Consider the following 19,303-nt stretch of genomic DNA (forward strand, 5'->3'; position numbering starts at 1 on the left):
TAGTGACCCCCCTGACCCTTGTCACCCTCCTGACCCTTGTCACCCTCCTGACCCTTGTCACCCTCCTGACCCTTGTGACCCCCCTGACCCTTGTCACCCCCCTGACCCCTCTTGTTTTGTGGATGCTGGGTCGGTGCGGGTGTTCATAAATGGTGCTCCTGTTTTTCTTGAGGTGGGTGTTCTGGCAGGTGAGTTCAAAAGTGCAACCGCGAAACGTTCATGTTCTTCTTTGGTGTGGATCTGTTGGTGCAGTGTGGTGTTCGGTGTGCGTGAATTGTTTTTGTTTTTTGTTTTGGTTTCCTTGCCAGTGTGCGTTTGCGTGTGTGGGCAGGCGTGTCCTGGTGACTGCATTTTTTGGGCCGTTCCCGGCCCTTCTCGGGATTCATCAGCGAATCAGAGAAACAGATACAACTTCGACTCAAACCCAAAACCAAGCGCTGAGGAGAACAGTCATGCAAAACCAGAACAGTGAAACCCAAGCCAGAAACAGCAAACGCCTCCCCAAGCAAGTCCGCAGTGGTGCCAGGCCCTTCCGTCCTGCAAGCGTGAAAAACATGGGTACCGTGATCCGCATGACTGACAGCAAGGGTGCCGGAGTTCTGGGATGAGGTATGGGTGTACGCGACGGTGCAGCAGTCCCAGGCCCTGAAAACCCAGTGTGTCAGGGGTGGGCCGCATTCCCTGACGGTCCCCTCGCACTTCCCGGATGGCAGTGAGGTCACCTTGGACAGGTTGCATCAGGACATCGAAAGGATTCGACAGGCTTTTCCCGATCTTCACGCTGAAATCCAAACTGCAGACCGTGGCCAGCACACCTTCACCTTCACCACCCCCAAACCCCTCACCCTCCGGCACTCCGAAGGGAGGCGGTTCCGCATGTACGCCAGGACCGTGACCAGACACACTCACAAAGACCTCAAAGTCGGAGTCATCGTCATCCGGGGCCTGCAGCGGGACGTGCAAGAAAGCCGCCCGAGGCTCCCCAGATCGGACCAGAAGAAACTCCTCTTCACCCTGGGACCCCTGAGATTCTACCAGTGAAGCTTTCAGGGATCACCCCGAAGTTTCTGTCCCAGCCGCTGGAATGAACGCCTTTCTCCAACTCAGGTCAGGCTTCCAGCCTCTGAACTTCTCCGGGATCACCACACGTGCCTGCTCGATGCGCTGGGCCACCACCCTCAGGTCCCCTTGCACCTGTCCGGAGACCTTGACCGCCCAGAAATCCAGTGCGGCGTTCAGCATGTCGTTCTCCCCATGGGCGTGCACCACGAAGGGCTCTCGGAGCTGCTCGCTGAAGATGCGCACCACGGCGTGCATGTCGCACTTGTTCATCTGCACCACTTTGCCCCGCACGATCACCTGATTGAGGGCCTCCCCGTCCGGGTGGGCCTGAATGCGGAAGGGGCGTGTGAGGTGGTGGTGCACCCTGCCGTCATTGTGGGTGTGCAGGAAGTACTGCACTTTCACCCGACCGTCCAGCAGAGGTTTGATTTTCTGCTGCAACTTCAGGGAGATGGGGGTGCGCAGGAACAGACCTGGGTCACCTCCATCGGTGTCGAGGTGCAGGTAGGCCCCGTTGTCGCCGATGATCACGGTGGGGTGTCCGGTGAGGACCAGCAGGGACAGGCAGGGTTCGGCTTCCATGGTCACTCCAGTGTAGAAGATGGGCTTCAAGGGGCCTCTGGTGGCTTCAGGGGTCACCTTTTCAGTTGTCTAGACAACTGAAAAGAAACGTGTTACACTCATTCACATGACTGAAAAGCTCACCTTGACCGTGGCCCAGCGCCTCAACCTGATCTTGCAATACCGCATCCTTGAATTGCTGGACCCCGAGAACCGTGAGCATCACCAGCAGGCCCAGACGATTCTGAAAAACGGCTACACCCTCAGTTACCGGGAACTCACCCGCAACCTGCAAGAGGAACTGCCGATTGAAGTTTGTCAGGACATCCTCGACATTCTGGAGATGTATGAAGCCATCCTGGACTCAAAAGAGCACCTCGGAGACCCCCTGCCTGAGGGCAGACTGCTGTTCCCAGGGTTCTCTGAGGCAGACGAATCCCACCTGGCAGCATATGCGGCTCACGTGGTGGATGTAAAGAAGCGCTTTTCCAGCGTCAAACAGGGACAGAAGAAGGCGAATTTCGCTGGCCGCATCCCGATGATGGACCAATACCGCCTGATGCTGGAGAAATTCAGACAGGTCCCTTTCAGTGAGCGTCCCCGGATGTCTCGCGCTGTCCTGGACGATCTGTTGAACAGTTGAATGAAAATAGCCCCAGACCACATCAGGCTGGGGCTCTGGTGTTCCTTGAGCGGCCTTACAGGCTCTGGCCACCCACACTGGAGAAGCTGAGGTTCCGGACTTTGCTGCCCACTCCGGTGGTGGTGTTCAGGGTCAGCAGTTCATTGTCTGACGTGACTCCATAGAGCTTGCCGTTCAGGGAAGTCAGGCCGAACACCTCATCAAACCCGGTGGTGCCCAGCTCGGTGGTCTGTCCACTCTCCTGATTGATGGTGGCCAGGGTGTCCGCTGCCCCTCCATTGTCCAGGGTCACGAACAGGGTGCCGTTGTGGAAGGCGAGGTCCCCACTGGCCACTTTGGCGGTGCTGAGGGTGAGTTTCTTCTCGTAGGTTTTGGCGGCCACGTCAAGGAGGTACAGTTTGTTTCCGCCCATGCCCCACAGTTTGCCGTCTGCATCAAAGGCCAGGGCATTGAGTTCCACCAGTCCGGTCATGGTGATCCCGGTGGCCTTGCCGGAGGTTTTGTCGATGGAGAAAAACCCACTGGGGCTCACCCCGTACAGCTCACCGTTCTTGGGGTTGAGGGCCAGGTCCAGCAGGGTGCTGGTGAGGTCAAAATTGCCGATTTTCTGGTCCACTGCGTTCGAGGTGCCCACCTGATACAGGGCCGAGAAGCTTGCTGCATAAAAGGGGTCTTTGGGTCCTTCTGGAGCAGGGGTGGTGGGGTTGCAACTGGCCAGCAGCAGCACAAAGGGAACGATGCGTTTCATGATCTCTCCAATGAAAAGTGGATTTGGGCCAAAAAGCAGCCCACATCAGTGTAGAAGAAGGGGTCACTGGAACCAGTCAGGGAAAACCCCGAACCACGACCTCAAATCAACGCACCCGCAGGGTAGCAAGGGGCTTTGGGGCAGGGACGCTTTGCAGGCAGTGACCTTTCTCCAGGAAGCGAAGTTCCCTGATCTGGATCTTGCGGCTCAGTTCCGTCAACTCTGCAAGCATCCGGTTCAGTTCTGGATCCTCAATGCCCAGACCAGCGAGGATCCGTGGCAGGCGGTCCAGCTGGAAGTGGTTTTTGATCATGCGCTCCTGGGCCTGCGAACCGTAGGTCAAAAAGGCCTTCAAGGAACGGGTCGGGGGTCCCGCCAGGGTGCCCAGCAGCATCCACCGGTCCACGGGTTGCACCTGGGAGAGCACCACGTTCAGGAAAATCGGCAGGTGCCGCTGATGGCTTCTTTTCAACACCTTGCGCTGAAGGTCCTGCTGTTTCTGCACCCATTTCTGGTGCTGCAGGTGATCCTTGAGGGGAACCAGGCGCACCAGCTTCTGGGTGAGGCCCTGACCCTGGGTGATGCGGTTCGCTGGAATGTGCACCACCGTGAAGGTGAGGCGGCAAATCGGGCAGAGGATCTGGTGCTGGGTGTTCCCGGCTGAATCGGTGACGGTGTGAACGGTGTGCTTGCCGCAAGGGCATAGGTAATGACGATTGAATGTTGTTTTGTCGTGCTGCATTTCAGAGTCAGGGTAAGGCAAAAAATCACACGCTGCCTCCGGGTTTTCCCTGATGTTGATCTGGGAGGATCCCGGTGGTCTGCACCCGTTTGTGGTCGCTGAAGGGAATCTGAAGTACAATGGATTATCAACAGAATTGAAAGCTCTGTTTTATGGTTTAACATAATAAAAATAGCCCTTTCACCCCTGAGGAATCCATGCTTCCATCCACCCCCAGCATCCCAACCCCCCTCCAGAAAACCCAACAACACCTCGGGCTTTACCTCCTGCTGGAAATGCAAAACCACGGGGACACCCTCCACGGCTTGGCCCAGGACACCGAGTTGTGCCCTGAAATCCTGAGGCGGCTCGTGCACGGCCAGTGCTCAATGAAAGCCGAGCAAGCCCTGAGGCTTGCACAGCATTGGCAGTTCAGCCCAGAAACCCTGATTCACTGGCAGCAGGACATTGACAGCCTGATGGCCTCAGCCCGACCCGTGGCACTGTCGGTCTGAATGTCAGAACTGTCTGGCGATGCCTGAGAGGGTGTTCCCCTGGCAGGTGGCCTGCAGTCCAGTGTCCACCAGCTGGTCTGATTCACAGCCCAGCAAAGACAGCACCTCCAGAGGCAGCCAGACACTTCCGTAGACCATGGCAGGGGCCGACTTCAAGCCCACCATGCGGTCTTTCAGCACCACGTAAGAGGCTCCCAGGGTGAAATTCACAGGTTCCCCTTTGTAAAGCAGGCGGTACTCTCCGCTCCCCAGATCGTCCAAAAACACCCGGTAATTGGGGGTCAGGTGCGCCTGGGTGATGAAGTACCCCAGCTCAAAATACTGGCTGCCACGCGGAGGCACGTAAGCCGGAGGTGGGGGCGGAGGGGGCGGTGTGTCCAGCAGATTCACAAAACACGGCAACTCCGCGAGCGTTTTGCGGGTCCCTTCCAGCTTGAAGGTGTAGGTGAACTGCTCCTGATTGTAATTCGTGAGCCTCACCAGGAAGGTCCCCGCGTCCTTGAAGGCCGGGATGAACAACGGCACATCCAGCAAGGACAGGGTCAGCAGTCCCCTTGGGGGTGGGCCGCAAGTTGAGCTTCAGGGCCGGTTGCTGGTCCAGGCGGTACAGCGTGGGGATGCTGCCCTCGGTTTTCAAGAACTCCGTGCTGCTGACCATCACGATGGGACGGCTGCCAGTGCAGGACAGGATAACCTGGGCTTTCTGGGTGGTGTCCCAGACCATGGCGGTTTTGATCACCTCATCGGTGAAAGGATCGGGTTCGGAATTCAGGGTCCAGGGTGCGGCCAGCGCCGGGGAACACAACAGGAGCAGGGTGGGCCAGAGCAAACGCATGCTTCACGGTAGCACCTGCTGTGCCCCCGGGCCAGTCCCTGAGTGGGTGTCGCTCAGGCCACAAGGCGGATTTCGCACCCCGGCAGCCGCCAACGGGAGGCCTGCAGGAGGACGAAATCGGGAATGAAAACCCACAGCCGGACGCTTCTTTCGTGGTCGTAGGTTTCCAGCCAGGTGCCTTTGACATCTTCAGGGTCTTCACGGCAGACCTCGGCCCACCAGGCCAGGGCGGCTTGCTGGGCGGCCTGCAGACTGGGGTAGTTTCCGAGGGGACTGTGGTGTTTTCGGACCACGTGAACGATGAACATCACTGTCTTGATTATGTTGCCTGCGTACTCAAGAAACAAGGTTCTCGAACCAAAAGGATGTCCACAGATCAATCCTCCAGAGCCTGATCGTTGCCCCCCACCCAAACTTTGCTCTCAAACACCTTTTCCAGCACCTCTTCCTCCGTCGAAAGCACCTCCGGACGCAAAACCCGCCATCTGGCAAGCAAAACCTCAGGGTCAATCACAGCCATGAGGTCCTCATGCAAACGAAACCCATGCCGAATGCCTTGATCTGACGGCTCCCGGATGGGGGACAAAAAGAGCTTCATCAACTCCTTTAGCGCAGCAAAATCCGAAGTTCGGGCTTGCCAGAAAGCTTCAAACGCCACCCTGTCCCCATGCTCACGCCAGTGCAGCAAAAAACGAGCAGCATGCTCCGACTGCAGGAAACCCGGCTCCTTCGACTCCGCCTGAATGCGTGTGGCCAGCTCAGTGCAGGACATTTTCAGCACAGAGTCCAGCAACGCAACCCCCCGGTCTCCCAGTTCCCTGGTCCGCACAACCATCCGATTCAGGAACAGCGTTTGAAAAAACACGCTTTGTTTGCCTGCATGGAGGGCTTTGAGCAGAGCAGGAGAGTTCTGGTCCACTGATCCTTTCTGAAACAACCGCACCCACACCAACACCAGACCATCAAAAATGCCCTTGTCTGCATCCCTGACCCTCAGTTCGGCCTCCATCGACACCAGCGCTTCGGTGAGGGCCAAAACGAACGCCTCATCCTGCCAGGACTGGTGGTGCTGCAATCCCTGCAAGGCGTCCATCAGACGCTCACCGTCAAGCAGGTTCAGCACATCATCCCGGATGGACTGCCCGGCAGCAAACAAAGCACGCATCTGGTCGAGTTCACTCTTGCGCACGTCTTCCTTCCGGATGCCAAACATGAAGTACCGGTGGAAGAAATGCGGATGGCTCAACCGGAACTGCTGAAACAGCACCTGCAGGCTCAGGCCTGCCGAAGAGGGACGCAAAAAGATCTCTGAATCAAACAAAGGCAGTTTCTCAATGCCCTTTCGGTCCAGAGGAAACAGCAACCAGAGCACCTTGCTCATCCATGTTTTGTCGGTGGCTTCCTCCAACATGGCAGAGAAAGCGGCCTGCCGCTGGCTGGTCAACAGCTGAGCATAGACGATGTTGGTGAAGGGATAGCTGCGCTCCAGGAAGGCACTGTAGGCCCTGGGTTCATGCAACCTGAGGGCCTCAAGCAGCATCAAATCCATCACGCTGATTTCAAACCCACTGGAGGTCTTGAAGCGCAGGGCGTAAAACCCCAGATTGTTCAGGAAGCGTTTGGTGCGCCGCACGTTGGTCAGCTGCTGCTGCAGAACCGCATCGTAAACCTCCCGCACCTCCCTCAACTGTTTGGGATCCTCTCCCAGCAGCTTTTGTGTTTCTTGCAGGAAGTACCGCTTCAGGTGTTCTGAGTCGGGTTCCGGCAACATCAAGGTCACCTGGAACATCTTTTCCAGGTAAATCCGGCCACTCTGGCCTGTTTCATGAAGTTGGCTTTCCACCATTTCCCGATCAAAGAACGACAGGTAGGTCACATTCGGGAAATCCCCATTGGCCTTGATGATCTGCAGGACTTTCTTCAATTCTGCCTTGTCGAGGCGGTCCAGGTCATCAAAGCACACCACCAGCTGACCCTGGAGTTTCTGCATGGCCGCTGACAGCTCTTGTTTGACTTCCTCCAGGGATTTGTCGGTGCTGGCTTTCAGGGTCAGGATTTGGTTGTTGATGGCGGTGCTGCGAAACCGGAACACCAGAAACCACAACAAGACCAGAAGCAGGCCTGCAAACAGCCAAACCATCCAGGTGCCCCGGGTGGCCACGGCAGCGGCCGTCAGGGCGCCTGACAGGGCAGCCAGCACCACATTCAGGCGCACCAGATCCTCAAAGAAACCGCTGTAATTCAACTTTGCAGCGTAAACGCTCAGTGACCGTAAAAGCTTGCGGTCCCCCATGATGCCGGACTGGGTGATTTTGCGGTCGATTTCCCGAAAGAACACGGTTTGCAAGTCCTCATTGCCAGACCAGTGCCAGGGGTTGAATTCCAGGTAGATGATTTTCCCCTGATCGATTTCAGGCCTCAGGTGCTGGAGCATCAGGTTTTTGACAGAGGTTTTTCCTTCCCCCCAGGCGGCGCACACCGCGACAGACAGGCCTGGATGGCCGTGGTTGTGTTTCAGGGTGGCGGCGAGGGCCTGAGCGAACTCGCCCCGCTGCAGCAGGTCTTCTTCCAGTGAACCAATCGGTTGATCGTGGTTGAACGGTCGGGTCACAGCATGCACCTCACAGGCAAAAAAGATGAACGACGGCTGCCCTCAGGGATTGGTGTGGAAGAGCACCGACGTGCCTTTCTCTGCATGCTCCAGAAAGAACTGCGGCCCCTGTTTGCGGATCTTGTACCCCTCTTTGAATTCCGGAAAAACAGCTGCCACTGGAGTGTTTTCCTCACACTCCAGGCACTTCAGGTAGTAGCCATACTTGCCCCACAGCATCTCCAGTTTGGTGCTCTGACACTTCCGGCATTGCTTCTGGAAACCCTGAATGGGAGGAACGACAGGAACAGCAGGCTTCCTTTCAGCAGCAACTGGCTTTGGTGCACCTTGCACCAGAGGGGTGTGGTGGGACAGCAGCATCTGGCTGAAGTCCTGCAGGTTTCCTTCCCCCAGGTCCTGGTAGGTTTTGAGGGTGAACAGGGCCTTAGCCGTCTTGCGGTTCTGCTGGATGCGGTTTTTCACTTCATCCACAATCGCCTCAGCCTTCAACACCCCATCCGGGCGGTGCTTCCCGGAAATCAGGCCGTTGTCGCTGATGGCAATGAGAATGCCACTCTGGAACTCGCTGGCTTTGATGGGACCGAGCATCTGCATCCTGCGGGTGATCAGGGTGGGGATTTTCTCATCCATAAAGCGATTGAACAGCTCCAATTGTCTTTCTGCCTGTTTGATGGGAGAAGGCATGCCTTGAAAGCGGCCCTCCCATTTCCGTGCCCATTCCCCGTGTTCGTTGATTGAGACTTCACTGGTGACACTTTTGGACTCCACAATGATCCAGCCGTAGGGGTGCAGGATCAGGTGGTCGATCTGGGCCACATTGCCCCCATGCTCAATCCTCAGGCCGTTCAGCACGAAAACCTGTTTGTCGTCACCGAAAGCCCGCTGGAGGTAGTAGGCCATCTGCTGCTCGGCCTTCAGGCCAGCGGCTTCGAACTTGTCTTTGGGGGTGGGGGCATCGGAATTCTTGACGATCATGAACCCAGTTTATGCGACTGAGCGCGGGAATTGGCCCCAAGAGCAGCTGCACTGAACTCAGGGAAAACCCTTACCAAAGTGAGGGATCGGGCCTGGATGACCCTTGGGTTCACTCAGGCCTGCAGGCCTGAAGCTTTTTCTGCCCCTGCTTCTGGTGTGCGGTGGAAAGCCCCAAGGATCAGGCACTCGGCACCCCCGGCCAGCACTGCCCAGCCATACTGCATCTGGATGATGGGGTCAAAGTTGTCCTCCCGCCCCCACAACTTCTGGAAGTCCTGGTGTTTCACGTACAACAGCAGCCCTGCGAGGGCTCCGGGGACCAGCAGGTAAGGGTGCCACCGCAAAGCGGAGAAGCACAACCCCAGCACCCCAAGGAGGATGAACCACCATCCGGTTCCTTGCCCGTTGTTGAAGAGGTTCAGGCTTCCCATCAGGGGCACATGCACCGCAGGCAAGAACACCCCGAAGATCAACATCACACTGCCCAGCACTCCCAGATGCTTCATGTTTTCACCTTAGCACGCCCCACCTGCAACCGCTGGCCCACAGGACCTCCCTTTCGATCGATGGGCGACACCTGCTGGCCTCAAGAGGATCAAGCAGCAAAAATCTGTCTATACGAATATAAATTATTGATACTACGAGAGCGTAATTTATAACAAAGGAGAAACATGCCCCCCAACACCGAAACCAGCGTGTCCGTTCGGGCCGCCAAAATCTTGCAGGCCGTCAAAGAAAAACCCGACCACCACACCATCAAAAGCCTTGCCGAGCACCTCCACGAGGACTACCAGAAGGTGCAAAAGCCCATTCAGCAACTGATGGAAGCCAAATTCCTCAGCTGGAACGGAGACAAACTCATGCCCCACCACCCCCCGAAAGCCCGCCTGGACGATCTGGCCCCCGCCATGGAGCGCCTGTACCTGCCCTACAAACCCCATCACGAGCTGCCCCGCCCCAGACCCGAGCACGAATTCATCCGGTTCAGTGAACCTGCCCACCCGGTGGTCAGCAGGCATCAGGAACCCGAACCCGAGGCCCCCACGCACGGCTTTGAAGTGCTGATTCGCGGGAATCCCACGGGTCTGTTCACCTGGCCTTACCAGGCGTTCTTCAAGCACGAAGACCTGGTGCACCTGCACGTCCCCTGCAAAAGAGGCCCCCTGAGCCCACCGGAGACCCTGCTGGTGCAGGCCTGGGACCTGGATGTGGTGCTGCGCCCCTTGCCCTGGCTGTGAAGCGAACCTGCCCCAACTCAGGACAAACCCGCCCTGAAATTTCTCTGCAGCAGCCAAATTTGTCCGGTCCTGACTGCACCCCTGGACTAAAATGACACCAGAGGGAAACATGACCGACCCCACCCTGCACCAAAAACTGCTGGCCTTGCCCCCAGGATCCCCTGAGATGGTGAAGCTGGGAGATGCCCTGAGTGCCGCGCAACTCAAAAACCTCAAGGACCACGGCATTCCCATCCGCTGGTCCCCCATGGGACCCACCTACACCCTGATTGAATACGAAATGCAGGCCAGGACGGTGCTGGTCAAATGAAATCCTGCATTTGATCTTTGACAGGCCAGCCGGTCTTTTGGCACTTCACTGGACGCGGCATTCTGCTTTCTCAAATGTGCAGTTCATCTGGCAAATCCCATGCGGTCACGGCTGTCGGCCAGACCTCTCAGAAGGCGACCGGTCCTGAGGAAAGCAGAACTGAGAGGCTCAGCAGCTTTCAGGCACCTGTCTCACTTGGCAAATTCTTTTTTGCCCCCTTCACAGGATGCCCGGTCCACCACACCTGTCTGAGCGTGGAATCAAAATGACATGGGGACAGACCGACCACTGATCCCCCAAAACAGTCAATACTGAACAGGCAAAAGCAAGAACCCCACCGTCAGGTGAGGTCATCAAAAACCACTGGATCTTCTCGCGCCCCCCTATTCATGTCACACCCTGGAGACCCTCATGACCCTATGGCCCTGGACCAAGCACAGAAGCCCGAATTTAGATCACCCCACCCACCTGCTGGTGCCCCACGCAGAATGGGTGCAGGACCTGACCCTTCCCAACCCCCACCGGCGCACCGACAACAACCTGCTGCTGTTCAGCCTCCAGGGGGACAACCTCCGGCGCATTCAAAAGGCTTTTGCGGTGTTGTACAGCCCTGACAACCGACTGGTGAACGCCCTGCCCGAACTGGACAGCGTGGGGGTCCTGCTCACCCATCCCTTGCTGGTGACCCTGAAAGGCGAAAACGAAAACACCGCAATTCATGACGACCTGGGCACCCAGGTGTCGCTATCAAAGGATCAACTGCTGCACCTGCAGCGCGACAAGCACCTGTTCATGACCTGGCCAGTGTCCCCCCTTCCCCAGAGCCTCATGTGTCAGCGGGTTCAGATTCACCACTTCAGGTACAGCACGTCCCGCTTCGGCCACCTGACCTTCCTCCGTCATCACCATCAACTCCAGGTGCCCCTGGATGCCTTGCAGGGCCTGATTCCCGATCCGCTGGGTAAATGGGATCCTGTCTATCAAATGTCCTGAAGGCTGGTCTGCAGGAGGAAGGCACCGGCTTTGTTGCTGCGGGTGCCTTCCGTCTCTGGTGTGAGCCTGTGGACCCTCACACCGGAGGGTCATGGGGATCCTGCTGGGATGAGAGGGCTGAACGCAAAAATGAAGGCAGCAGGTGCTGAACCACCGTCCGGAGCAGCTGCATCAGCTGACCCAGGGCGTACTGGAAGCTCTTCGAACCATGCTCACCGGCCATTTTGAGCACCCTCAGGGCGAAATTCAGCACCTGCTGGGTGAACAGACAGAGGGCAACGAGGAACAGGGCGGGCCACAACAACCATTGTTGGCTTTCCATGGGGGGTTCCTTTCACGACAACACCTCCCCGGCAGGCTGTGAGGCAGCCCGCAAAGGTGAAGTCCAAGCGAGAATTCCTGGGGTGGAGCAGAACCAAACACGTCCTGCAGGGATGTGCAAAGAATAGCGCAGGCTTTTGGCCTGCGCAGTCAAAAATTCCTCTTTGCTTTCTTTCAGCTTACATCCCCTGTCAAGCCCTGTTCATTTTGCCTGTGAAAGCTGTCCCAGACGAATCAGGGCTTCAAGGCGTAATTCCAGCGGAACGCGGGTTGTCCTTCTTCAAGGGTGCTGGTGAGCACCAGGTTCTGCCCTTTCTGCTGGATGGCATTCCGGTCCAGGGTGCCCCAGGTGGTGCTGAAGTGCTCCACTTGCCCGTGGTTCTCACAGGCAAAAATGAATTTCACTTGCCGATCCCAGAAGAGGGCCATGCTCACCGTGTCCTGCGCATACATCCCTTTTGCGGCCCACTTCTGCGAGGCGGGATCCCCCACGAACAGCAGGTTCTGGATGCCTTTGTCGTCCTGCCAGCCTGCAGAGAACTGCTCGCAGCCCCCTTCGTTGCGGAGGATCACCCGGGTGGTCACCGCGTACTGGGTGAAACTCAACCCTGCCTTCAGGGCCTCAGCGTAACTGAGGATGGGCAATTGACTTGAGATTTGATTGTTGCACCCCAACAATAAACCTATGATAAGACAAGAGCCCACGCAATTGAAAAATATCCTGTGCATCTCGTTATTATACCAGAACATAAGATGTATCTTTGTAAATGTTTGCTATATTTTTAGACATTACGAGATGGATTTTTATATGTTCTCTGGGTGTCATCATGAGGATGCTGCCGATCATGGCACATGATACCCCTGTTCTGTGTCTGGCCCCAACAACCACTTCGTCGGGTAAAATGATGACAATGCTTGATTCATTTTCTGAATTTCTCAAACTGGGTGACAACGCCCACCACTTTCCTGGGCTCCAGCAGCAAGTCCAATCCCCTGGAGGGGTCATCCCATTTGTGGGTGCAGGCGCATCTGCTTCTTACAACATGCCCCTCTGGACTCAATTTCTCACGAAACACGCTGAAAGATTTCAAGTGGGTGCTCAGGTAGCCCAAGCCTTAAAGAAACCAGACTACGAAGGGGCGGCTGACATCCTGGAAGAAGCCATGTCCAGTGAGGCCCTGAAAGACACCATCTCCATCGAATACGGCGATGGAAAGCTGCAAGGGGTGACGCTCGACCCCGTCTCTCTTTTGTTGAACAAAATTGCCCGCAATTTCATCCTCACGACCAACTACGACCATGTGCTGGAAAAAGCCGCAGGACGGGTGGGCATTCACGGTCGCCCGACACTGCACGGCTTTCCGCAACAAACTTACGCGGACCTCATCCAAAAGCAAAAGCCTTTGTTGTACAAAATCCACGGGGACTGCGCTGAGCAGAGCACCCGGGTGTTGACCACCGCCGAATACCACAGGGCATATGGTGTGGGAAAAGAAGTGGACCCACATGCCCCGGTTCCTCAAATTCTTGGCCCAATGGTGCACAGCCGCAGCTTGCTGTTCGTCGGTTGCAGTCTCGGGCCTGATCGAACGGTCCAGGCCATCTTGCAACTCACCCAGAACACCATCAAAATGACCCACTACGCTCTGTTGTCAGAAATCAAAGATGAAGCCAAAAGAGCGGAAAAGGTCAAAGCACTCGGACAACGCGGGATCAGAGCCATCTGGTATCCCGAAGGACAACACCAATACATCGCAACGATCCTTCAGGCACTGATGGAACCAACCCCTGTGACACCCACCTTTACACGCCTCGAAAAGAATGACCTGATCTACGAACTCGCAGAACACTACCCTTCTGCACTGGCTGCCAGAGACTTGTGGAAGCGAGCAGGTGGCCTGGTGCGGCAAATGCCTGCCCAACCTGAGAACGCCACCCAGATGTGGTCGGCGTTGCTCCACCGCATTGAGAACTCCAGAGAACGCATGATCCTGCTGCTCGAAAAAGTGCAGGAAGACGGAAGTGACACTCCGGTGTCCATGGCATACCTGCAAAAATTAAGGTCTTAACCACCCATGCACCAGAAAATCGTTGACCTCCTCGCAGAATACTTTGACAGCCGTTTACAGGCGAAAACCCTGTGGAAACAAGCGGGAGGCAACCATAGAGATGTGCCCGAATGCATGTATTCATATGAGATGTGGGACATTTTGTGGAAGGAAAAAGCCTGCAGGGATCAACTGGTGTCCCCCAAGCACTTGATTGAACTCGCAGCGCAAGAGCAAGATGCGGTCATTGAATTCCAGGAAGTCCTGGCCTACCTCAATTCCTCTGCCTTCATGGAGGAACCCCTCCCTGAGGCGCGTCCTGCAAAAGAACAGCAAGGGGCAATGGCCCAGAGTGTGGGCCTCCGGCAGAAAGAGGAGGCCTTCTGGAGAAATCAGGCCACCGCCCTGGACCATTTGCTGGCTGAGGAGTACCGCAAGAAGCTCCACGCCTACACCAAAAAAGCCAAAAGCGGTTTTTATTGGCCTGACATCATCCGGGAAATTCGTGAATTGAAATCTGACCCGGTCCGCTGGAACAACTTAAACTTGAACACCCAGGTGGAATTCCTGACGTTCCTGGCCCTACAGGTGCTGAATGCAGGAACAATGCAAGCCAGAGACGAAGCCACTGCATTGAGAGCAGACATCCTGCACCTGGATGGAACCGCGAACGTCAAACTGCTGGACGCAGCATTGCTTCGGGCAGACCATCGCACCGAGGAAGCCCTGGCCACCCTCACTGGTGAGGGGTCAGAAGCTGCCGCTTTGCAACGTGCCGTGTGCCTCTTCGATTTGAGACGGTACGAGGAAGCCCACAGGGAACTTGATCACATAGAACTTCCTGAGTTGAAGGTGGACGTGCACCGACTCAAAGCCCTGGTTTTCCTCCACCAGCATGACCTGGATGCTGCCCTGCTTTACATCAATCAGGGACTGGAATTGGAGCGGAACAACCAGAAGGTGCGCCATGTGCATGCCTTGATCCTGTATTACTCTGCTGTGCATCAGCGCCACCTGCCTGGAGAAGCAAACTGGCCGATGCCGTTGCAGTGGGAAATGATCAAACAGGACCCCGAAAGCCAGGCCAATTTGCTTCAGGCCCACCAACTCTTCAAGGAGCTCAGTCAGCAAGACATCACCCCCGCCTTCAAGAACACCTACAACATGTGGATGCTGGCCACCCTGGCCTGCCAGAAAGGCAAAAGAAAAGAAGCAGTTGACTTCTTTCTGAGCCTCAAAGAAACCGCCTCCCTCACACCTGAAATGTACTTGTGGGCACTGGTGAGAAACTGGCCTGTGATCGAGGACAGTGACCTGGACGACCTTGAAAAACATCCTTCGCCGAACGGCAAAGTTGTGGTGGTGCGGTACCTGCTGCATGCGGAAAGGTTCGAAGAGGCCCGGGATAAACTACAGGCCTATCAGCCATACCTGATTGACCTCGGAGAAACTGCAGTGCTTTTGGATTTGTGGATGTCTCTCGCTGGAGAGAGCAACCACCCGGAGTGGATTGATGAACTGATTCCAGACTTTGGCGGGTGGGACGCACACCCCAATTTACGGGTGGTCTACATCCAACACTTCTCTGGAACCCCTGAAGAACTCCTGCAAGTCAGCGAACGGCTGTACGCCCTGTACCAACAGGAAGGAGACGTGCTGGATTACCTGGAAGCCTTTCACCTCAGGATGCAATTGAAGGAATGGACCTGGTGCCTGGAGCACGGTGAAACCCTCATCCAGCAGGCGCACATGCAGACAGCATTCTTTGTTGCCATCGAGGCCGCCATGACAGCCCACAAGTGGGACACCGCCTGGGCATGGTTCCAGAAGTTCGAAAATGAACCCTGGGTGCTGGACAACCAGTACCTGAACCACCTGCGCATGGAAGTGCAAATCCGGGTGGGCTTGATGATCAAGGCCACTGCGAATGCCGAAAGGGTGGCATTTCGAACAGGTACACCTGAAGCCCTGTGGAACCTGGCCCTGTTGTATCGCAATGTGCACGACATCAGCAATTTCACCCGCGTTGTCAAAAGCATCCTGCGGGACCACACTCCAAGCGTGCCAGAAGTGCTTCACATGCTGCAAGAGGTGAGGCCCTACGAGCCCATCCTCGCCCGCCAGATGATTGAACATTGCATGAAGGTCCCCCTGGGCAACCCGGAATTGCTCCAGGTGTGCTACCAGGCACAACAGATTGGACTGGACCTCCCCAAACCCATCGAAAAACGACTGATCATGATCCTCAAGAGCCAAGACCCTGCCTCAGAAGAGGAACAGCAGGCCGAAGAAAAACGCTCAGAAGTGCTGTGGGACATGTACAACAGAGGGCAACTGAGCCTCTATCACCTGGGCAGAGGCATGAAGTACTACTTCCTTCCTGAACTGGCCATGCGCTTCGAAACAAGGGTGGAATTCGGGCAGTACACCCCCCTGTACCTGTTCCGGGGAGACCGGGTGCCCGTGCAGAAAGTCAAGAACCGCTCCAGTGAACTCGGACAGGTCAAAGAATTGCGCCTTGATAACATGTCCCTCAGCCTGCTGATGCACCTCGGATGCTTTCATGATGTGGCCAAAACCTTCACAGTGCGGGTCTCCAGGTTCCACTCTCAGGTGTTGCACGACCTGATGGTCAAAGACTTTCATGTGCTGGACCTCCACCAGTACCCGAGATTGAAAGACATCACCCTGCACCTGCAGGGGTTCATTCGAGATCAACTTCAAGAAGGGCACCTCACCTACCTGACCGAACCCGAAGAACTGCCTGAGGACCCAGAAGGGCTCGGCAATCACCTGCTGGGCCTCTGGCACCTCACCACCGCCACCCACCCGGAATCCCGGGCGGTCGTCGCGGACCGCTGGTCCCAGGGTTTTCAGGCAGATACCCTGAAGCAACCCATCTTCGATGTGCTCGACATCCTCCATCAATTGGTGGAACGCAAAGTGTGGAAACCAGAGCGCATGTACGAGGCCCTGCAACACCTGCGTAAGGCACGCCTTCGTTTCATTCCTGTGACCCCAGACGAACTGCTGTACCACCTCAACCAGGCCGATATTGAAGGTCGGATTTTGAGGGAAACCCCAGGACTGAAATTGCTCCGTCAGTACTACAGCGAAGTGTTCCACGGCTCCACCCACTTCGTTCCCATTCAGGCAGCAGATGGCAAGGTGGAGTTCCATGAAGTGCAATTTGCCATTCAACACCACCACCATGTTCACAAAGCCATCACCGGAGCATTTTTCCACGAATCCCAGGATGAGACGGCACTGCTGAAAGCCAGGTGGTTGTACAGGGTGTTGCACGTGCCACTCTACGCCATCTTCCAACAGTCTTGGACAAACCTTCCCGTTGGTGCTGTGAACAAACCAAACCTGGAGGCCAGTGAGATTGAATCGTACTTCACCACCATTGGCACCCAGGGAGCACAACGGCGGAACCGCCTGTACGGTCGCTGGTATGAACGCGAAACGTTGATGGTGCGTTTGAGGGAAAAACCGGAGTTGGCGAGGTTTTTCGCAGAACGCCACAGCAAAGCCATCAGCGAAAGCCTCGAAACTCTTTCCACCCCTGAAGAGCAACTGAAACACATCCAGTTCTTTCAGGAAGTCCAAACCATGCTGCCACGAAAGGTGCAGCAGGAGTTGATTAAAATTCCCGCTTACAACCGCATCCTCGGGCAGGTGCAATACGTGGATTTTGGGGGCAACTTCCAGTTTGAAGAACGCGAATTGATTCATGCTTTCAAGAAAGCCGCCTGGTCTCCCAGCAAAGACGCTCGCCTGAAGCGCTTTGACCCTGAAGCCAAGAAAACATGGTTTCGGGTGACCCGGCAGTTTGAGTCCATTCCCATCGCTTCGGACGAACGCGTGTTCTGGCTGGTCAATGAAAAAAACATCCGAGAGCACAAACAAGTGCAGTTCCCGGATGTGGCCCTGCTGTCCGATGATCCCAAAGATGTCCGAGAGTACCTCAAAGGTCACCCTGCCCTGCTTGAGCAACCCGAGGCACAACGAGAACCCACCGTTCGAAAACTTCTCGGTATCAAAGACCCAAACAAGCGCTGGACAGCCTTCGAGCACCTCAAAGAAAACACCAGTTTCACCTACTACACCCACCTGTTCCATATCCTGGAGGCTTCAAAGGTGCTGGTGAAAAGCCATGTGAACTGGTTGCCGAAACAGCCTGTCACCATCTTGCATTACATGCGTCTGGAGGCTTTGCTTGATCACCCAGCAACACCTGAGCTGTATGCTGAAGCTGCAGCGCAGTTGTGCAACCAGAGAAATGTTCTGCATGCCCTGGAAACCATTTCATCCTTGCCTGTTCCCCTGCCGGACAACCTGACTGAGCGGTTTCTCGCGTTGCCCCAGGCAGAACAGGACATCACCGCACGGAAATGGGCCTCGAATTTTGCAGGACCCTTGACGGTGATGCATTCGTATCGTTTTCTGAGTCGACTTGCGCAACCCAGCGCACGGGTGCAGCAGCTCCTTCGGATTCTGCAATGGCGGTTGACCCGCCCCGGGTTTCAAGAAGAGGTGGACGTTTTCCAGCAGGTGCTGCTCTGGATCACCCGTGAGATCCAAGGAAGCACCCGAGCATGGTCTAACCAGGCCATTCTGGCTGCCTTATGGAGCCATGCCCACCGGGTGTACGTGCAACTCCGACGGGTTGGGTTCTCCCTGAACGACATCAGGGACCTTGCCTCTGAAGCAGAAGTGCCCATGTTGGGGAACACCCTCACCCGGAAAAACAGCCTCAACAACGATTGGGCATGGCCTGGACGGACGAACCCCAACATGCTGTACGTCACCTTTCTGAAGCATGCCTTACCCGCACACGTCACACGGCAGCTGAATCAGGTGGACCTGGACCGGGTTTTCTTCGAATCAGAGTCAAGTGATGAAGGGGTGCCACTCTTGCAGTCCTGGTGGTTGCTGCTTGAAATTCCCCAGCACGATGCCATGGCTTCGATCTTGCCCACATCACAACAGCAGATCTTTGAGGCCTTCTTCAAACAGGCAGAAGAGGACAGCGCCACCACATACGATGCCTTCGACCAGCAGGCATTGTTCACCAAAGACACCTGGTCGTGGTGGGACTGGTTGCTGGTGCGTCAAACCCAGGAAGAGGAATTTGATGACCTCCAATCACAAAAAGTGCTTCAGGAATTCAAAAAACTGCAACTGGAAGAAATCTCAGAGGAAAACATTGAATCGGCACTGACGGGTCTGGCAGTGGTGTCCCACCTCATGGTTTACTGTCAAGACTTTGAGCAGCAGAAAAAAATCTTGCAGGACACCTTGATCACCCTGATCAAACGGGCCAGCAAAATAAACTGGGTCACCTCTTTTGAATACATCGAGGAAACCTGCGTGGCCCTGTGCAGGACACCAGCTGAAGCCACAGTGGACATGACTGTTTTTGCAGAAACCCTGTATGGGGTGTGCATTGATCAGCAAGCGCTGCTGCCGCTTTTGCTGGGACGCATCAGTCAAATCTGCAACACACATGGTGCTGATACCCCATCTGCAGTGTGGGACATGAAACTCTCTGTGCTCTGGCGCATGGAACGGTATGACGTGGATTTACGGGATGCCTTCTTGCTGATGCCAGAAAAAATCATTCCGGCCCTCAAAGAGGAAGAAGAGCAACTTCTTGAAAGGGAAAACCAAGGTGAAGCCTCAAATGAAACGGATGCACCTCCTGAGGGAACCTGAA

General features: G+C 55.8%; 20 protein-coding genes. 10 read left to right on the plus strand and 10 right to left on the minus strand.

Going from position 1 to position 19,303, the window contains the following annotated elements:
• Positions 1–452 precede the first annotated feature (452 nt).
• Positions 453–608, plus strand: coding sequence for a hypothetical protein (locus tag DC3_RS29370; protein WP_186816248.1), 156 nt, complete (start codon positions 453–455; stop codon positions 606–608).
• Between the two features lie 7 nt (positions 609–615).
• Positions 616–1,041, plus strand: coding sequence for a hypothetical protein (locus DC3_RS24895; RefSeq protein WP_146889996.1), 426 nt, complete (start codon positions 616–618; stop codon positions 1,039–1,041).
• A 12-nt stretch (positions 1,042–1,053) separates the two neighbouring features.
• Here DC3_RS24895 and DC3_RS24900 read toward each other — a convergent pair whose 3' ends face one another.
• Positions 1,054–1,644 carry a hypothetical protein gene (locus DC3_RS24900; protein ID WP_146889999.1) on the minus strand — a complete coding sequence of 197 codons (591 nt, stop codon included), beginning with the start codon at positions 1,642–1,644 and terminating at the stop codon, positions 1,054–1,056.
• A 106-nt stretch (positions 1,645–1,750) separates the two neighbouring features.
• Between DC3_RS24900 and DC3_RS24905 the strand changes: the two genes are divergently transcribed.
• Positions 1,751–2,266, plus strand: coding sequence for a YfbU family protein (locus tag DC3_RS24905; protein ID WP_146890002.1), 516 nt, complete (start codon positions 1,751–1,753; stop codon positions 2,264–2,266).
• A gap of 55 nt (positions 2,267–2,321) precedes the next feature.
• Here DC3_RS24905 and DC3_RS24910 read toward each other — a convergent pair whose 3' ends face one another.
• Positions 2,322–3,014: an NHL repeat-containing protein gene (locus DC3_RS24910; protein WP_146890005.1), complete on the minus strand. Its 693-nt coding sequence runs from the start codon at positions 3,012–3,014 to the stop codon at positions 2,322–2,324.
• Between the two features lie 106 nt (positions 3,015–3,120).
• On the minus strand, positions 3,121–3,756 hold the full coding sequence (locus DC3_RS24915; RefSeq protein ID WP_146890008.1) for a hypothetical protein: 636 nt from the start codon (positions 3,754–3,756) through the stop codon (positions 3,121–3,123).
• A gap of 197 nt (positions 3,757–3,953) precedes the next feature.
• Here DC3_RS24915 and DC3_RS24920 point away from each other — a divergent pair, with 197 nt between their 5' ends.
• Positions 3,954–4,250 carry a helix-turn-helix domain-containing protein gene (locus DC3_RS24920; protein WP_146890011.1) on the plus strand — a complete coding sequence of 99 codons (297 nt, stop codon included), beginning with the start codon at positions 3,954–3,956 and terminating at the stop codon, positions 4,248–4,250.
• 3 nt (positions 4,251–4,253) lie between these two features.
• Here DC3_RS24920 and DC3_RS24925 read toward each other — a convergent pair whose 3' ends face one another.
• The gene (locus DC3_RS24925; protein WP_146890014.1) at positions 4,254–4,769 is read right to left on the minus strand and encodes a hypothetical protein; all 516 of its coding nucleotides are present in this window, start codon (positions 4,767–4,769) and stop codon (positions 4,254–4,256) included.
• On the opposite strand from DC3_RS24925, the gene DC3_RS24930 reads away from it, so the two are divergent.
• Positions 4,762–5,097 carry a hypothetical protein gene (locus tag DC3_RS24930; RefSeq protein WP_146890017.1) on the plus strand — a complete coding sequence of 112 codons (336 nt, stop codon included), beginning with the start codon at positions 4,762–4,764 and terminating at the stop codon, positions 5,095–5,097. The two genes, DC3_RS24925 and DC3_RS24930, sit on opposite strands and share 8 nt — an antisense overlap.
• A gap of 41 nt (positions 5,098–5,138) precedes the next feature.
• Here DC3_RS24930 and DC3_RS24935 read toward each other — a convergent pair whose 3' ends face one another.
• The 4 genes from DC3_RS24935 to DC3_RS24950 form a co-directional block, all read right to left on the minus strand.
• Positions 5,139–5,393 (minus strand): hypothetical protein, encoded by a 255-nt coding sequence (locus DC3_RS24935; protein WP_146890019.1) that lies wholly within the window; start codon positions 5,391–5,393, stop codon positions 5,139–5,141.
• 68 nt (positions 5,394–5,461) lie between these two features.
• Entirely contained in the window at positions 5,462–7,696 is a 2,235-nt protein-coding gene (locus DC3_RS24940) for a KAP family P-loop NTPase fold protein (RefSeq protein ID WP_186816249.1), read from the minus strand.
• A 42-nt stretch (positions 7,697–7,738) separates the two neighbouring features.
• Positions 7,739–8,671: a nuclease-related domain-containing protein gene (locus DC3_RS24945; protein WP_146890025.1), complete on the minus strand. Its 933-nt coding sequence runs from the start codon at positions 8,669–8,671 to the stop codon at positions 7,739–7,741.
• Between the two features lie 113 nt (positions 8,672–8,784).
• Positions 8,785–9,177, minus strand: coding sequence for a hypothetical protein (locus tag DC3_RS24950; RefSeq protein ID WP_146890028.1), 393 nt, complete (start codon positions 9,175–9,177; stop codon positions 8,785–8,787).
• 165 nt (positions 9,178–9,342) lie between these two features.
• Between DC3_RS24950 and DC3_RS24955 the strand changes: the two genes are divergently transcribed.
• The 3 genes from DC3_RS24955 to DC3_RS24965 all read left to right on the plus strand — a co-directional run bounded on the left by DC3_RS24955 (position 9,343) and on the right by DC3_RS24965 (position 11,212).
• Positions 9,343–9,909, plus strand: coding sequence for a hypothetical protein (locus tag DC3_RS24955; protein WP_146890031.1), 567 nt, complete (start codon positions 9,343–9,345; stop codon positions 9,907–9,909).
• A gap of 109 nt (positions 9,910–10,018) precedes the next feature.
• Positions 10,019–10,219, plus strand: coding sequence for a hypothetical protein (locus DC3_RS24960; RefSeq protein WP_146890034.1), 201 nt, complete (start codon positions 10,019–10,021; stop codon positions 10,217–10,219).
• 411 nt (positions 10,220–10,630) lie between these two features.
• The gene (locus tag DC3_RS24965; protein ID WP_146890037.1) at positions 10,631–11,212 is read left to right on the plus strand and encodes a hypothetical protein; all 582 of its coding nucleotides are present in this window, start codon (positions 10,631–10,633) and stop codon (positions 11,210–11,212) included.
• Positions 11,213–11,288: 76 nt separating this feature from the next.
• On the opposite strand, the gene DC3_RS24970 is transcribed toward DC3_RS24965, so the two are convergent.
• Positions 11,289–11,534, minus strand: a complete 246-nt coding sequence (locus DC3_RS24970; RefSeq protein WP_146890040.1) for a hypothetical protein — start codon at positions 11,532–11,534, stop codon at positions 11,289–11,291.
• Between the two features lie 233 nt (positions 11,535–11,767).
• Positions 11,768–12,178 carry a hypothetical protein gene (locus DC3_RS24975; RefSeq protein ID WP_146890043.1) on the minus strand — a complete coding sequence of 137 codons (411 nt, stop codon included), beginning with the start codon at positions 12,176–12,178 and terminating at the stop codon, positions 11,768–11,770.
• Between the two features lie 518 nt (positions 12,179–12,696).
• Here DC3_RS24975 and DC3_RS24980 point away from each other — a divergent pair.
• The gene (locus DC3_RS24980; RefSeq protein ID WP_186816250.1) at positions 12,697–13,602 is read left to right on the plus strand and encodes an SIR2 family NAD-dependent protein deacylase; all 906 of its coding nucleotides are present in this window, start codon (positions 12,697–12,699) and stop codon (positions 13,600–13,602) included.
• A 129-nt stretch (positions 13,603–13,731) separates the two neighbouring features.
• Positions 13,732–19,302 carry a tetratricopeptide repeat protein gene (locus tag DC3_RS24985; protein ID WP_146890049.1) on the plus strand — a complete coding sequence of 1,857 codons (5,571 nt, stop codon included), beginning with the start codon at positions 13,732–13,734 and terminating at the stop codon, positions 19,300–19,302.
• Position 19,303: the final 1 nt, after the last annotated feature.

The sequence above is a fragment of the Deinococcus cellulosilyticus NBRC 106333 = KACC 11606 genome (genome assembly GCF_007990775.1).
Classification (GTDB): domain Bacteria; phylum Deinococcota; class Deinococci; order Deinococcales; family Deinococcaceae; genus Deinococcus_C; species Deinococcus_C cellulosilyticus.